Here is a 13400-nt window from a genome sequence, read left to right as displayed (position 1 = left end):
TTATGAGCAGCAAACAGCAGGGTTGTAAAGGAAAACATGTGGCGTGGGCCCCCTTAGCGGCCCTCAGGCACCGGAACTTCCGCCTGTTCTATGCCGGACAAATGATTTCGGTGATTGGCTTTTGGATGCAGAATGTAGCTCAGGCCTGGGTTGTATTGGAACTGACCGATTCACCCTTTTTATTGGGACTGGTAACTTTTGTCCAGTTTGTACCAAACTTGGTTTTTTCTCTGGCAGCCGGTGTGTTTGCCGACCGCTTTCCCAGAAGAAAGTTAGTTATCGGTACACAGACAGGCTTTATGCTTACGGCTTTACTGTTAACTGTATTAAGCGGCCTGGGAGCACTTCGGTACTGGCATATCCTTCTCATAAGTTCCTTAATGGGGATACTTCATGCTCTTGATATTCCGACCAGGCAGGCTTTTTTGGTGGAAATGGTAGGTCGTGAGGATTTAAGCAACGCCATTGCTTTAAACTCATCAATGTTTAATGCCGCCAGGGTGCTGGGGCCGGCTTGTGGGGGACTGGTACTGGCTAAATATGGTGCAACCGCTTGCTTTTTTATTAATGCAGTCAGTTACTTGTTTGTAATCGGCGGCCTGCTGGCCATGTCAATCAAGCAGAGGATACACCCATCGTCTGCCAAAAATATGTTGAGTCAAATTAAAGATGGCATTTTTTATATAAAAAACACTCCGAATGTCCGTATTCCCATGACGCTACTGGCTTCTGTAAGTATTTCCGCCATGAATTTCGGGGTATTGGTGCCTGTTTTTGCCCGTACTGTTTTAGGGCAGGGACCGGACGGATTTGGTATGCTGGTGTCATCTTTGGGGGTTGGTTCCCTGGCGGGAGCGTTGATCTTAGTGGTCTTGGGCAGCAATTACAACCAGTTTAAATTTCTCTGGGCGGGTGCTGCAGGGCTGTCATTATGTCAAATCATGCTGGGGCAAGTGCAGTTTTTCTGGCCAGCGGCATTACTTCTGGCGGGAGCCGGCTGGAGTATGGTAAGCCTGAGCGCTTCCGTAAACAGTATTATCCAAATGCAGGTGCCGGATGATCTGCGTGGCCGGGTAATGAGCGTTTACTCGTTGTCCTTTATTGGCTTATCTTCCATTGGGGGTATGCTGGCGGGGGCGGTGGCCAGATGGTTTGGGGCAGCAACTGCTTTTACAGGCGGGGGCTTGCTGGCGCTGCTGGCAACCATATGGTTGGCCAAACACTGGCGGGCCAAAGCGTACTCCTAAAGAGACGGATAAATTTATTAATTATGACGGCAGGTATTTTCGAACCGTTATAGAATACCTCATTAATACTGCATGGAGGTGTTCTATGAAAAGAGTTGCTATTTTTACCTGCAAAAAAATTAGAGATATTAGCTGTGTAGCTTGCCTCAAATGTTTTAAAGCCGCTGAATTAAAAGACGGAGAGTTTGGCCGTCACAACGATGAAGTTAAAATTGTGGCGATGACCAACTGCGGAGACTGTCCCGGCTTGGTTATGCCGCGTGCGCAACTTTTGTTGGAACAGGCTGACTATCTGGAGTGTGATATTGACGCTGTGCATATTGGCACTTGTATGGTTAAAGCAGTACAAACTGCCGGCTGTCCCGTTGACCTGGACGGTCTTAAAAAGAAACTGGAAAGCAAATTTAAAGAAGTAATTGTTGGTACCCATAATTATTAAGAAGCGGCTTGCACCTGTCAAAAAATTCCCAAGACCTTAACACAGAGTTCTTTTGTTTGAGGGCTTTGTGCTAAAGGTCTTTTTCTGTTATGATAGATTTTCAAGGAGATACCGAAGTTAATTATCGGACGGCATGAGCACATTGAGAGGTGTAAAAATTGATCGTTGGCTTGCTGACTGTAGAATTGCATATTGGCGGAGCCGTTACCCTTAAGGATAAAAGGAGAGTTATCAAAAGCATTGTTGAGCGGGTACGCAGCAGATATAATGTTTCTATTGCGGAAGTGGCTGACCAGGATCTTTGGCAGCGGGCTACCCTTGGGGTGGCCGCAGTAAGCACTTCAACCGGCCATGTTAACCGGATGTTAGAAACAGTTTTAAAATCAATTCAGGCCAACAGGGAAGCGGACTTAATTAATTACTGGATGGAGATAATGTGAAATTTAAAACAGTTGACAGGAGGCACGTAAAATGACACGGGTGGAACAATTAGTCAAGGAGATTGAAGACTTAACTTTTGAAGAACAAAAAATACTGTTTGACCTTCTGGCAGATACCCTGGATACGTTCGGTTGGATTAAATTAAATGATATAACATTTTATTAAATTAAAACCCCTTGACGGGGTTTTTTTGTAGGAACTGTTTCCTAACCTAAATTAATTTGAGTCATATTTTTCACGGGCATACCGGCGGGCATCTTCTTCGGTGGCAAAACCGCTTACCCGGTGACTGTCTAAGACGTTTTGCCAGTTATCTATAGCATCTTCAATCGGCTTGCCGGCAGGTACTATCTCATATTGGTAATGAAGGTGGCCTTTTAAACGGTAGCATATTATATCAAACAAGCAGCATTCCCTCCTTTAAAGGCATTATATCATAGAGTAGGGTTAAATAGAACTCAAGTAAATCGGTGCGTTTTCGCCCTCAGTTTATAATCAGGCTGCCGGCAGATTGCCTTAAGGACAGAGCGCTGAAACAGCTAGGTTGGCTAAATTGTTTTAAATTAGTTATATCTGTTCGGACAACTATGAAATAATCTAATATATTGTATAAAAGGAATATGATATCTCGGGGGTTAATATTGTTTCAGGTCTGAAAAAATTTATATTACGGAGGAAATAAGAATGAGACCCCAAAGCATGAAGGTTTTTGATGAACTGCGTAATTTAAACGTACTTACGGTGCAAAATGCGAAACAAGAAGGGAAAAAAGTTGTGGGTTGTTACTGCACCTATACCCCGCAGGAACTTATTCTGGCAGCCGGAGCATACCCGGTAACCCTTTGCGGTACTCGCCAAGAACCTGTGGCGGCTGCTGAACGGGATTTGCCCCGTAACCTGTGTCCCTTAATTAAATCCAGTTACGGCTTTGCCATTACAGGCAAATGTCCTTATTTTGAGGCTGCTGATGTGTTGGTGGCAGAAACTACTTGCGACGGAAAGAAAAAAATGTATGAATTAATGGGAAAAATTAAACCAATGCATGTTATGAAGCTGCCCCACAGCCCAAAATCAGAAGCAGCACTGGCTGCCTGGACAAAAGAAATGGAGTTATTAAAAGAATGGTTGGCTGAAAAGTTTGCCGTGGAAATTACTGATGAAGATATCCGTAAAGCTATAAAACTGATGAACCGGGAAAGGGAAGCGATGCGGCGCTTACATGCCACCACTAAAGTGAAACCGTCTCCGGTCAGCGGTGTGGATTTGCTTGTTGCTGTTTGGACCAAGGGTTTCAACATTAACAAGGAGGATGGCATCAAACTGGTGGAAGATTTAACCGCCGAAATCGAAGATTTGGCTGCCCGGGGAATCAGTCCCTTTACCGACAAAACGCCCCGCATACTGCTAACCGGTTGCCCGGTTGGTTTTGGTTCAGAAAAAGTGGTGCGGTTGCTGGAGGAGAGCGGCGCTTCGGTGGTAGCCTTTGAGAACTGTTCCGGCTATAAAGCACTGGACAGGCAGGTGGACGAAAACCCGGCTAAAGACGTAATGACGGCACTGGCTGAAAAGTATCTTAACATTCCCTGTTCCTGCATGTCTCCTAACCAGGGCAGATTGGATTTAATTAAAAAACTAGCGGGCGAATATCAGGTGGATGCGGTGGTGGATTTAACCTGGCAGGCCTGTCATACTTATAACGTAGAGGCCTATGTGATTCGTGATTATGTACAAAACCAGCTGCAGTTACCTTACCTGCATTTAGAAACAGATTATTCCCAATCGGATGTTGAACAGCTGAGAGTGAGGGTTCAGGCATTCCTGGAACTGGTCCAGGGGGAATAAGGAATGATTGCGGCCGGTATTGATGTAGGTTCAGTTTCTACCAAGGCTGTTCTTCTGCTTGATGACGAGATTCATTATTTGGTGCGCCCAACCGGCTGGAGCCCCCGGGAAGCCGGCTGGCAAACTTATCAAGAATTGCTGGCGGCTGCCGGTTGCCGGGACAGTGACGTACATTGTAAAGTGGGTACCGGTTATGGCAGGGTATCTTTAGGGTTTGTAGATAAAGCTGTTACAGAAATCCATTGTCACGCCAAGGGGGCCGGCCATCTGGTGGGCTGCGGCGGCCTGGTGATTGATATTGGCGGTCAGGACAGCAAAGCTATTCTCATTAATAATAACGGTAAGGTGCTGGATTTTGTCATGAATGACAAGTGTGCCGCCGGAACCGGACGATTTTTGCAGGTCATAGCGGCTGCCCTGGGTGTTGATGTAAGTGAACTGTCTGAGCTGGCCCGGGGCAGGCAACCCCTGGAGATTAACAGTATGTGTACGGTGTTTGCTGAATCGGAAGTAATCAGCCTGCTGGCTAAAGGCGAAGATAAGAAAGAAATAATTGCCGGCCTCCACCGCTCGGTGGCCAGGCGGGTATGGGGCATGGCCAGCCGTTTTGCGCCGGTTGATAAGGTAATTTTTACGGGCGGTGTGGCTAAAAATCAGGATGTCAGAGAAAGGTTGGCTCTGGAAGCAGGCTGTGAGGTCATAGCCCCGGCCTTAGGCCCGCTGGCAGGGGCCCTGGGAGCTGCCCTATATGCCAGAGAAATGTCAGCTAAATAAAATTTGCCGAGTCCCTTTACCGGGACTCTTGTTTTTTGCAATATTGTATAGATTTAACACCCCAGAGAATGATAATATTATTGGGTAAACATTGTATACATGAGGTGAGACAGCAGATGCAAGGCGTTTTAATTAAACATTTGGGTAAACATGTTGGAGAGGAAGTTACCATTCAGGGATGGTTATACAACAAACGATCATCGGGGAAAATTCAATTTCTTATTGTGCGGGACGGTACCGGTCTTGTGCAGGGAGTTTTAGTTAAAAAGGAAGCACCGGAACTTTTTGATTTAGCAAAAACTATTACGCAAGAGTCCTCAATCAAAGTTAAAGGTATTGTAAGGGAAGAACCCCGGTCAGTGGGGGGCTATGAGCTGGCGGTAACCGGGTTAGAACTTATCAGTATGGCGGAGGAATATCCCATTTCGCACAAGGAGCATGGGGTAGACTTTTTAATGGACCGTCGCCACCTGTGGTTAAGAACACCCAGGCAAAACGCTATTTTAAGAATACGAGCAGAAATTGAACAGGCTGCCAGAGACTTCTTTCATCAAAACGACTTTACTTTGGTAGACAGCCCCATTATTACACCGGCGGCCTGTGAAGGGACTACAACCCTGTTTGAACTGGATTATCACGGCGAAAAGGCATACTTATCCCAGAGCGGGCAACTGTACAACGAAGCATCGGCCATGGCAGTGGGGCGGATGTACTGCTTTGGGCCTACTTTCCGTGCCGAAAAATCAAAAACCCGACGACACTTAATGGAGTTTTGGATGATAGAAGCGGAAGCAGCCTTTTTTGATCATGAAGATAACATGAAAATACAGGAAGAACTGGTATATTTTATTATCCAGCGGGTACTGGAACGCAGGCGGCAAGATTTAGAGTTTCTTGGACGGGATATCAGCAAACTGGAAGCCATTAAACTGCCTTTCCCCAGAATCAGTTATACCGAGGCGGTTGAACTGATTCGCAGCAAAGGGGAGGATTTTACCTGGGGGCAGGATTTTGGAGCGCCCCATGAAACCATTATTTCAGAGAGTTTTGCCGCACCGGTCTTTGTCCACCGGTTTCCTGCCGAAATTAAGGCCTTTTATATGAAACCAGACCCGGCCGACCCCCGGGTGGTACTGGGAGCTGATTTGATAGCGCCGGAGGGCTATGGCGAAATGATCGGGGGCGGCCAGCGTATTGATGACTTAAGGCTGCTGGAACAGAGAATTGCAGAACACAAGTTGCCCCGGGAAGCTTTTGAGTGGTACCTTGATTTGCGGCGCTACGGCAGTGTACCCCATTCGGGTTTTGGGCTGGGGTTAGAGCGAACGGTTGCCTGGATTTGCAAGCTGGATCACGTCAGAGAAACCATTCCCTATCCCAGAATGTTATATCGGGTATATCCATAGCAAAATTTTGCCCTGGGGAAGTACTCCAGGGCTATTTTATATTAATCTGCCAAGTTATTGACATGATTAATAGAAATATGTCAGTATAGGGAAAACTGTAGTGGTTTTCTTCAACAGGGAGGTTGCACATGGCAAAAATACTTCACGCAAAATACATGGCCAAATGCATAGGATGTTATTCCTGTATGCTGGCTTGTGCAAGAGTTACCAAGCACAGTTTCTCTCTTGCTAAATCCGCCATTCAAATCCGGACGGCCGGTGGTTTGCAAAGCCGTTTTTTGGCTGATATCTGCCGGGGCTGTGAGGATCCTGCTTGCGCCCAAGCATGCCACTATGGGGCGTTGTTACCGCGGGCGGGCGGTGGAGTAAAATTTATTCCTGACAAATGTATAGGGTGTCAGGACTGCGTGGAAGCTTGCGTGGTAAAAACCATCCGGTTTGATCAAGAAAGCAACAAACCGGTGATTTGTATCCAGTGCGGCACTTGTACACGTTTTTGTCCCCACCGGGTTATCACAATGGAGGAGAGAGAAAATGGCAGGTAAACACACCATTAAAGTACTGGATATTGATTTAACAACTGAAAAGGTGGAAATTATCCGCCGGGAAGATTTGGCTCCTTTTATCGGCGGCATTGGGGTGGCTGCCAAATTGTTTGCCGAACTGGTACAGCCGGATAAAGACCCGCTGGACCCCGGTCAGCCCATTATTTTTGCTAACGGGCCCCTGTCAACCATCTTCCCGGTGGTGACCAAAACAGTGGCGGTATTCCGTTCACCTTTAACCGGTGAGTGGGGAGAAAGCTATGCCGGCATGCGTCTGGCACTGGCTATGCGCCTAAGCGGTTATCAGGCCATCATTATCAGAGGCAAAGCTGCCCGGCCTGTTTATCTTTCTATTAGTAATTACGGTGTGCGTTTTCAAAGTGCTGCTGCCCTGTGGGGACTGACGGTATCCGAAACCGGCAGCATCTTAAGGGATTTAGAACCCGGGCGGGGTCACCGCAGCTGCATTCGCATTGGACCGGCGGGAGAACAAGGGGTTCGCTTTGCCAATGTTAATGTGGATACTTACCGCCACTTTGGCCGATTAGGCCTGGGGGCGTTATTTGGGTCTAAAAATTTAAAAGCGATGGTTGTCTACGGCGAGAGAGAGGAAAAAATAGAAAACTTTAGCAAATATAACCAGGTTTATAAAGAAATATACAACAAAGCTGTTACCACCGACATCATGGATAAATACCATGGACTGGGTACCGCCATTAATGTAAGTGGTCTTAATCATTTAAACGGGTTGCCCACCCGCAACTTACAGCAAAGTTCCTTTGAACACGGGGAAGCCATTAGCGGGGAAAGTTTTGCGGCACAAAGTTTGGTGCGCAAAATGGCCTGTGCAGGTTGTCCGGTAGGTTGCATCCATATAGGTTTACACAGACGGGAATTTGGTCCTGGTTACGACTTTGAGTCTAAATATCTTTCCTATGACCATGAGTTGATTTTTGCTCTGGGCTCTTTCCTGGGCATGTCCACCCAGGATAAAATTTACCGGCTGATCGACGAGGTGGAAGAACTGGGGCTGGATGCCATCAGTGCCGGTGTACTGCTGGGTTGGATTACCGAGGCCTGCCGGCGGGGTGTTATCAGTGAAGAACAACTGGGGGTTAAACCGGAGTTTGATCAAACAGAGCCCTATCTGGAAATATTAAGAAAAATAATTCAACAACCCAATGAATTATACCAAACTTTGGCCCTGGGCACCTATGCTGCAGCCCAAAGATACGGCGGTCAGTCTTATGCCATGACTTTGGGCAAAAACGAGATTGCCGGCTACCATACAGGTTATGCCAACATTTTAGGCCAGGCAGTAGGGGCCCGGCACAGCCACCTGGATAACGCCGGTTATGCGGTGGACCAAAAATTAAAAGATAAATCGCCGGCGGAAAAGGTGGAAGCACTGATCAAAGAAGAAAAATGGCGCAATGTATTAAACTGTCTTACTATTTGTTTGTTTGCCCGGGAAATTTACCAGACGGATACGGTTATTAAAGCCCTGGCTGCCATTGGCATTTCAGTGACGGCGGATGACCTGGAGAAACTGGGCCAAACAATTTTTGAGATAAAAAACAAGACCCGCGGTCTGCTGGGGTATCAACTTAATGATTTGCATACGCCCGAACGTTTTTTTGAAACTACCAGCTTGAGCGGCGATCTTACAAGACAACAATTTAATGAAATGCTTAAACTTTACCAAAAACAAATAGGATTAGCATAAACAAGCAACCCGTATCATTTGTGATCTGCTTCCGGACTATTAAAAAGCAGGTGATCAAAAAGCGATACGGGTTTGTTTTTGACTATTTAAGGCTAATAAATTAAATTTGGCCTATTTATAAGGAGGGGCTTTTTGCAAGCCGGCAGGTTTTTTACCCCTGGCCAACGAGGCAAATATACCCATAAAACAAAGCAAAGCAAATACAATAAACGTAGTTTTAGTTCCTTTAACCAGCAGATCAGCCGGTGCCTGGCTAAGTTTAACATTGCCCACATAAAGGGCCAATAATAAGGTAACAATGGCCATACTGACAGCTTGGCCTGTAAGGCGCATGGTTCCCAGAGCAGAAGAAGCTATACCATAAAAACGTTTTTCTACCGAACCCATCACCGAATTGGTATTTGGTGACGAGAACAAAGCAAAACCTGTGCCTAAAAGCAGCAAATTCATAATGATTAACCACAAAGGAGTATTTCTATCTAAGAAACAAAAAATGAACAGTCCCACAGTGGTTAAAGTCATTCCCCAGGAAGAAACAATCCGTGGGTCTTTGCGGTCGGAAAGGCTGCCGGCAAAGGGAGACAACAGTGCCATAATGACCGGCTGGGAGAGCAAGATAAAGCCGGTTATTTGCGAGTTAAAACCCAGTACCACTTGAAAATAAAGAGAAAGCAAAAAACCTACGGCGAAGGTGGCAGAATAATTTATAAAGGCAGCCAGATTAGAAAAAGCAAAAACTGTATTATGTTTAAACAGGCTTAAATTTAATACAGGGTGTTTTACTCGTAATTCGTAACGGACAAAAACCAGCAGAACAACAAAGCCAAACAATAAAATGTACTTAGCCCAAGGCGAGGTAGCCACCGCAGAGATACCGTACATTAAAGCTACCAGCCCCAGGGCATACAGTGCTGCGCCGAGAAAATCGTATCTTTCTTCCCGGGCACCTGCCCATTCGCCGGACAGTTTTGTTACAGTCAGGAAGAATACCGACAAAGCAATCAACGAAGTAAAGTAAAAAATAGAAGGCCAGCCAAAGTGATGGTTCAAGACGCCGCCCAAAACAGGTCCCAGGGAAAGGCCGGTATAAACGGTGGCCACATTAATGCCCAGGACTTTCCCTCTTTCCTGTGGTGGAAAGACAGAGGTTAAGATGGCCATACCGGTACCGAAAATCATGGCACTGCCAATCCCCTGGATAACCCGGAAGGCAATTAAGGCCTCTACCGAGCGGGCAAAACCACATAAAACAGAGGAAAGCCAAAAGCCTAAAACCCCCAGCATAAAAATTTTCTTACGGCCAACGATGTCCGCCAATCGGCCAAAGGGTACTAAAAAAGCTGCTGAGGCCAGAATATAACTGGTAGCAACCCAACTCAGCAGCAATGCGCTGCTGTTAAATTCCTTGCCAATGGAAGGGATAGCCAGATTAACGGCGCTGCCCATAAAGGGTGTTAAAAAAGAAGCCCCGCAGGCTGTCAGTAACGTATATTTTTTTAAAGCAGCGTCTTTTTCCATACCCCAAAACCCCCCTGACTTTTTAGATCCCGACATTTACTAAGAATGAGTAACATATGCATCCTGATTATATACCATCTGAATAATTCTGACAATGAATGGAAGCATTAAATACAAATATGTTCACTGCAAGTAACGTTAAAAAAATTAAAATTATTATTGTTTTTTTGTAATCAATCAAATATAATCATAAATAAGCAGATATAGTCATAAAGATCCATAAATAATCATTTGAACTGTTTTTGGGTTAAAGAGAGGTGAGAAAATCTTTGTACAGTGAAGAAAGAAAAAAACAGATACTGGATTATATTCAAAAAAACGGCAAAGCATCTGTGCAGGAACTGACAGAAGTTTTCCGAGTATCCGAATCAACCATTCGGCGTGATTTAAAAGAATTGGAAGACGCTAAGTTGTTAAAAAGGGCGCATGGCGGGGCCTTGTCGTTGCAAAATGTAAATTTTGAACCATCTTTTGGTGAGAAAAAAGTAATTTTGTCCAGGGAAAAACAAGCGATTGCCAAGAAAGCGGCTGAGTTGATTGAAGAGGGAGAAACTATTTTATTGGATGCCGGAACAACCACCTTTGAACTGGCCGGACAATTAATGAAATTTTCTAACTTAACGGTCATAACAAATGATATTAATATTTCTCGTGAATTGTTGCCTCATCCTGGGATTGAAGTAATGGTAATAGGAGGGATGCTCAGAAAAGCAACTCATGCTATGGTAGGACCGGTGGCAGAGCAAGCCTTGAATATGGTTAGGGTGGACAAACTGTTTTTAGCGATTAATGGATTTGATTTGGCAGCCGGTTTGACAACTCCTAATTTAATAGAGGCAGCCACCAAAAGAAAAATGATTAAAATTGCTAAACAAGTTATTTTATTGGCAGACCATAGCAAGGTAGGGAAGGTAACGCAGGCCAGAGTTGCTGATATTACAGAAATTCATCAAGTCATATTGGACCATGCCGTTGATGATGATTTTATTAAGCAGCTTAAAACAACGGGCATTACTGTTCACCTTGTCCGCCCATAGGAGGAACTACATGCAGTCTAAAGTCGTAACAGTTACATTAAACCCTGCACTCGATAAAACCATCACGATTCCTCAGTTGGAAGTTGGTGGCTTAAATCGTGTGGAACAAGTACGATTAGATCCCGGGGGGAAAGGTATTAATGTAGCCAAGGTACTAAAAAAATTTTCTGTTGATGTAATTGCTACAGGTTTTCTTGGTTCCGAAGGGGAGTTTTTGCAAAGAAGTTTGCAAAAACTGGGAATTAAAACAGACTTTATCAATGTTCCTGGCGTCACCCGTACCAACTTAAAAATTGTTGACAACCAAACCAAATTTACAACTGAAATAAATGAGCTTGGTTTTGTGGTATTGGATGAACATTTAGCAAGTTTCCGTAAAAAACTGCGGCATCTTTTGCAAAATACAGCCGTCCTGGTGTTGGGCGGCAGTTTGCCCCGGGGGGTACCGCCAACCATCTACGCTGATTATATTAGTTTGGCCAGAGAGTATAATGTAAAAACCATTCTCGATGCGGATGGTTTGGCGTTGGAGGAAGGCATTAAAGCATGTCCTTTTGCCGTAAAGCCCAATGTACATGAATTAGCAGGGTTAATGGGACGCCCCCTGACAACAGAAAAGGAAATCGTAGCTGCCGGCCAGGAGTTAATCAAAGCAGGAATCACCATCGTGGTTATTTCCCGGGGCAGTGAAGGGACCATTGCAATGGCAAAAGATGAAGCTTATATCGTAACCCCTTTTTCCATTATTCCCCAAAGTACGGTGGGAGCAGGAGATTCAATGGTTGCTGCCATGGCCTACGCCATATTGCAAAATAAAAGCCTGGTAGAAACAGCACGACTGGCTACCGTAGCAGGAACGGTTACAGCTTCCAAACCCGGCACCGAAGTCTGTTCCCTGAACGAAGTGCAATTACAATTAAATAAGGTACAAGCTACATGGATTGAACCTTAGAAAAGCAAACTATAACGGGGGGAGAAAAATGAAAAAGATTTTGGCTGTTACAGCATGTCCCACCGGCATTGCCCACACTTATATGGCAGCAGAGGCTTTGCAGAAGGCGGCCGAACAAAAAAATATTGAGTGTAAGGTTGAAACCCGCGGTGCTGTTGGGGTTGAAAATGGCTTAACAGAGGACGATATAGCCGGCGCCCATGCCATCATCATAGCAGCGGATACCGATGCTGATGAAGGACGCTTTGTTGGCAAGCCCATCGTAAAAGCTTCTGTTGGGGAAGCTATTAAAAACCCGGACAAGCTTCTTGAAGAGGCCTTAAATAAAAAACCGGTCGCCCAAGACTATGTTGCTGCGGTGGAAAAAACTAAAGCTGAGCGAACCGCGCAACGTACCGGCGCTTACAAACACTTAATGAACGGGGTTTCTTTTATGATTCCTCTGGTGGCCGCCGGTGGATTAATTATTGCTATTTCCTTTATTTTTGGCATTGAAGCATTTAAACAACAGGGTACCTTGGCTGCCGCTTTGATGGATATCGGGGGCGGCGCCGCCTTTGCCCTGATGGTACCTGTACTGGCCGGTTATATTGCTTTTTCCGTTGCAGAAAAGCCTGGTCTTGCCCCTGGTTTAGTCGGCGGAATGCTGGCCTCAAAAATAGGAGCCGGCTTCCTGGGCGGCATAATTGCCGGTTTTATTGCCGGATACATTGCCTTATGGTTAAAGCAAACAATTAAGCTGCCCAGAAACCTTGAAGGATTAAAGCCAATTTTAATCATTCCCTTTTTTGCCACCCTGGTAACCGGTCTTCTCATTATCTATGTTATCGGCGGGCCTGTGAAGTCTATTATGGATGGTCTGACTCACTGGTTGTCCGGGTTAACCGGCACCAATGCAGTTTTCTTAGGGCTTCTTTTAGGCGCCATGATGGCCTTTGATATGGGAGGACCGGTTAACAAGGCAGCTTATACTTTTGGTGTGGGACTTTTAGGTAGCGGCATTTACGAACCAATGGCTGCAATAATGGCTGCAGGTATGACACCTCCTTTAGGTCTCTGGCTGGCAACGCTGCTTGCGCCCAAAAAATATACTGTTGAAGAAAGGGAAGCAGGCAAAGCAGCTGCCGCCTTAGGTATCTCATTTATTACAGAGGGAGCAATTCCTTTTGCAGCAGCCGATCCTGTTCGGGTTATTCCTGCTATTATGGCCGGCTCTGCCGTTACAGGTGCTCTTTCAATGATGTTTGGTGCCACCTTGCGTGCCCCCCATGGCGGAATTTTTGTACTGCCAATTCCCCATGCAGTAGGAAACCTTGGTCTGTATGTTATGGCCATTGCTGTGGGGACGGTGGTTACCGCCCTGCTGGTTAATATATTGAAACGTAATGCGTAACAAGTGGGTAAAGGGAATGGGGGTTATCCCCCATTCCATATTTCAATAAGGTTTTATCAGGTAAAAACAAAACTGTAAAA

At 45.6% G+C, this 13400-nt stretch carries 14 protein-coding genes; 12 read left to right on the top strand and 2 right to left on the bottom strand.

The window, feature by feature from the left end; genetic code table 11:
- Positions 1-2 precede the first annotated feature (2 nt).
- From DESHY_RS03365 to DESHY_RS14680, 4 genes are all read left to right on the top strand, one after another.
- A complete protein-coding gene (locus DESHY_RS03365; RefSeq protein ID WP_008410423.1) occupies positions 3-1247 on the top strand; it encodes an MFS transporter in 1245 nt (414 codons plus the stop codon).
- Between the two features lie 85 nt (positions 1248-1332).
- Positions 1333-1686, top strand: coding sequence for a CGGC domain-containing protein (locus DESHY_RS03360; protein WP_008410422.1), 354 nt, complete (start codon positions 1333-1335; stop codon positions 1684-1686).
- A 158-nt stretch (positions 1687-1844) separates the two neighbouring features.
- Positions 1845-2126 (top strand): DUF503 domain-containing protein, encoded by a 282-nt coding sequence (locus DESHY_RS03355; RefSeq protein ID WP_008410420.1) that lies wholly within the window; start codon positions 1845-1847, stop codon positions 2124-2126.
- A 31-nt stretch (positions 2127-2157) separates the two neighbouring features.
- Positions 2158-2292: a hypothetical protein gene (locus DESHY_RS14680; protein WP_274377183.1), complete on the top strand. Its 135-nt coding sequence runs from the start codon at positions 2158-2160 to the stop codon at positions 2290-2292.
- A gap of 51 nt (positions 2293-2343) precedes the next feature.
- On the opposite strand, the gene DESHY_RS03350 is transcribed toward DESHY_RS14680, so the two are convergent.
- Positions 2344-2532 carry a hypothetical protein gene (locus tag DESHY_RS03350; protein ID WP_008410419.1) on the bottom strand — a complete coding sequence of 63 codons (189 nt, stop codon included), beginning with the start codon at positions 2530-2532 and terminating at the stop codon, positions 2344-2346.
- Between the two features lie 279 nt (positions 2533-2811).
- On the opposite strand from DESHY_RS03350, the gene DESHY_RS03345 reads away from it, so the two are divergent.
- The 5 genes from DESHY_RS03345 to DESHY_RS03325 all read left to right on the top strand — a co-directional run bounded on the left by DESHY_RS03345 (position 2812) and on the right by DESHY_RS03325 (position 8420).
- A complete protein-coding gene (locus tag DESHY_RS03345) occupies positions 2812-3969 on the top strand; it encodes a double-cubane-cluster-containing anaerobic reductase (protein ID WP_008410418.1) in 1158 nt (385 codons plus the stop codon).
- 3 nt (positions 3970-3972) lie between these two features.
- The gene (locus tag DESHY_RS03340) at positions 3973-4743 is read left to right on the top strand and encodes an acyl-CoA dehydratase activase (RefSeq protein WP_008410417.1); all 771 of its coding nucleotides are present in this window, start codon (positions 3973-3975) and stop codon (positions 4741-4743) included.
- Positions 4744-4859: 116 nt separating this feature from the next.
- Positions 4860-6149, top strand: coding sequence for an asparagine--tRNA ligase (gene asnS / locus DESHY_RS03335; RefSeq protein WP_008410416.1), 1290 nt, complete (start codon positions 4860-4862; stop codon positions 6147-6149).
- Positions 6150-6277: 128 nt separating this feature from the next.
- On the top strand, positions 6278-6694 hold the full coding sequence (locus DESHY_RS03330; protein ID WP_048817830.1) for a 4Fe-4S dicluster domain-containing protein: 417 nt from the start codon (positions 6278-6280) through the stop codon (positions 6692-6694).
- Positions 6684-8420 carry an aldehyde ferredoxin oxidoreductase N-terminal domain-containing protein gene (locus DESHY_RS03325; protein ID WP_008410415.1) on the top strand — a complete coding sequence of 579 codons (1737 nt, stop codon included), beginning with the start codon at positions 6684-6686 and terminating at the stop codon, positions 8418-8420. Before DESHY_RS03330 ends, DESHY_RS03325 begins: the two co-directional genes overlap by 11 nt.
- A 111-nt stretch (positions 8421-8531) precedes the next feature.
- Here DESHY_RS03325 and DESHY_RS03320 read toward each other — a convergent pair whose 3' ends face one another.
- On the bottom strand, positions 8532-9938 hold the full coding sequence (locus DESHY_RS03320; RefSeq protein ID WP_008410414.1) for an MFS transporter: 1407 nt from the start codon (positions 9936-9938) through the stop codon (positions 8532-8534).
- 257 nt (positions 9939-10195) lie between these two features.
- Here DESHY_RS03320 and DESHY_RS03315 point away from each other — a divergent pair, with 257 nt between their 5' ends.
- Genes DESHY_RS03315 through DESHY_RS03305 form a run of 3 tightly spaced genes read left to right on the top strand, consistent with a single transcriptional unit; the run spans position 10196 to position 13320 of the window.
- On the top strand, positions 10196-10975 hold the full coding sequence (locus DESHY_RS03315) for a DeoR/GlpR family DNA-binding transcription regulator (protein ID WP_337999082.1): 780 nt from the start codon (positions 10196-10198) through the stop codon (positions 10973-10975).
- Between the two features lie 10 nt (positions 10976-10985).
- Positions 10986-11927 carry a 1-phosphofructokinase gene (pfkB, locus tag DESHY_RS03310; RefSeq protein ID WP_048817829.1) on the top strand — a complete coding sequence of 314 codons (942 nt, stop codon included), beginning with the start codon at positions 10986-10988 and terminating at the stop codon, positions 11925-11927.
- Positions 11928-11955: 28 nt separating this feature from the next.
- Complete coding sequence (locus tag DESHY_RS03305) at positions 11956-13320, top strand: PTS fructose transporter subunit IIC (RefSeq protein WP_008410409.1); 1365 nt, start codon at positions 11956-11958, stop codon at positions 13318-13320.
- Positions 13321-13400 lie beyond the last annotated feature (80 nt).

The sequence above is a fragment of the Desulforamulus hydrothermalis Lam5 = DSM 18033 genome (assembly GCF_000315365.1).
Lineage (GTDB): Bacteria > Bacillota > Desulfotomaculia > Desulfotomaculales > Desulfotomaculaceae > Desulfotomaculum > Desulfotomaculum hydrothermale.
The sequence above is the reverse complement of the archived record's forward strand: the minus strand, read 5'-3'. Positions and strand labels throughout refer to the sequence as shown.

Excerpts from the sequence above, each read along its gene's own strand:
- DESHY_RS03365 (WP_008410423.1), top strand. The coding sequence starts at position 3 with ATGAGCAGCAAACAGCAGGGTTGTAAAGGAAAACATGTGGCGTGGGCC.
- DESHY_RS03360 (WP_008410422.1), top strand. The coding sequence starts at position 1,333 with ATGAAAAGAGTTGCTATTTTTACCTGCAAAAAAATTAGAGATATTAGC.
- DESHY_RS14680 (WP_274377183.1), top strand. The coding sequence starts at position 2,158 with ATGACACGGGTGGAACAATTAGTCAAGGAGATTGAAGACTTAACTTTT.
- DESHY_RS03345 (WP_008410418.1), top strand. The coding sequence starts at position 2,812 with ATGAGACCCCAAAGCATGAAGGTTTTTGATGAACTGCGTAATTTAAAC.
- DESHY_RS03340 (WP_008410417.1), top strand. The coding sequence starts at position 3,973 with ATGATTGCGGCCGGTATTGATGTAGGTTCAGTTTCTACCAAGGCTGTT.
- asnS (WP_008410416.1), top strand. The coding sequence starts at position 4,860 with ATGCAAGGCGTTTTAATTAAACATTTGGGTAAACATGTTGGAGAGGAA.
- DESHY_RS03330 (WP_048817830.1), top strand. The coding sequence starts at position 6,278 with ATGGCAAAAATACTTCACGCAAAATACATGGCCAAATGCATAGGATGT.
- DESHY_RS03325 (WP_008410415.1), top strand. The coding sequence starts at position 6,684 with ATGGCAGGTAAACACACCATTAAAGTACTGGATATTGATTTAACAACT.
- DESHY_RS03320 (WP_008410414.1), bottom strand. The coding sequence starts at position 9,938 with ATGGAAAAAGACGCTGCTTTAAAAAAATATACGTTACTGACAGCCTGC.
- pfkB (WP_048817829.1), top strand. The coding sequence starts at position 10,986 with ATGCAGTCTAAAGTCGTAACAGTTACATTAAACCCTGCACTCGATAAA.
- DESHY_RS03305 (WP_008410409.1), top strand. The coding sequence starts at position 11,956 with ATGAAAAAGATTTTGGCTGTTACAGCATGTCCCACCGGCATTGCCCAC.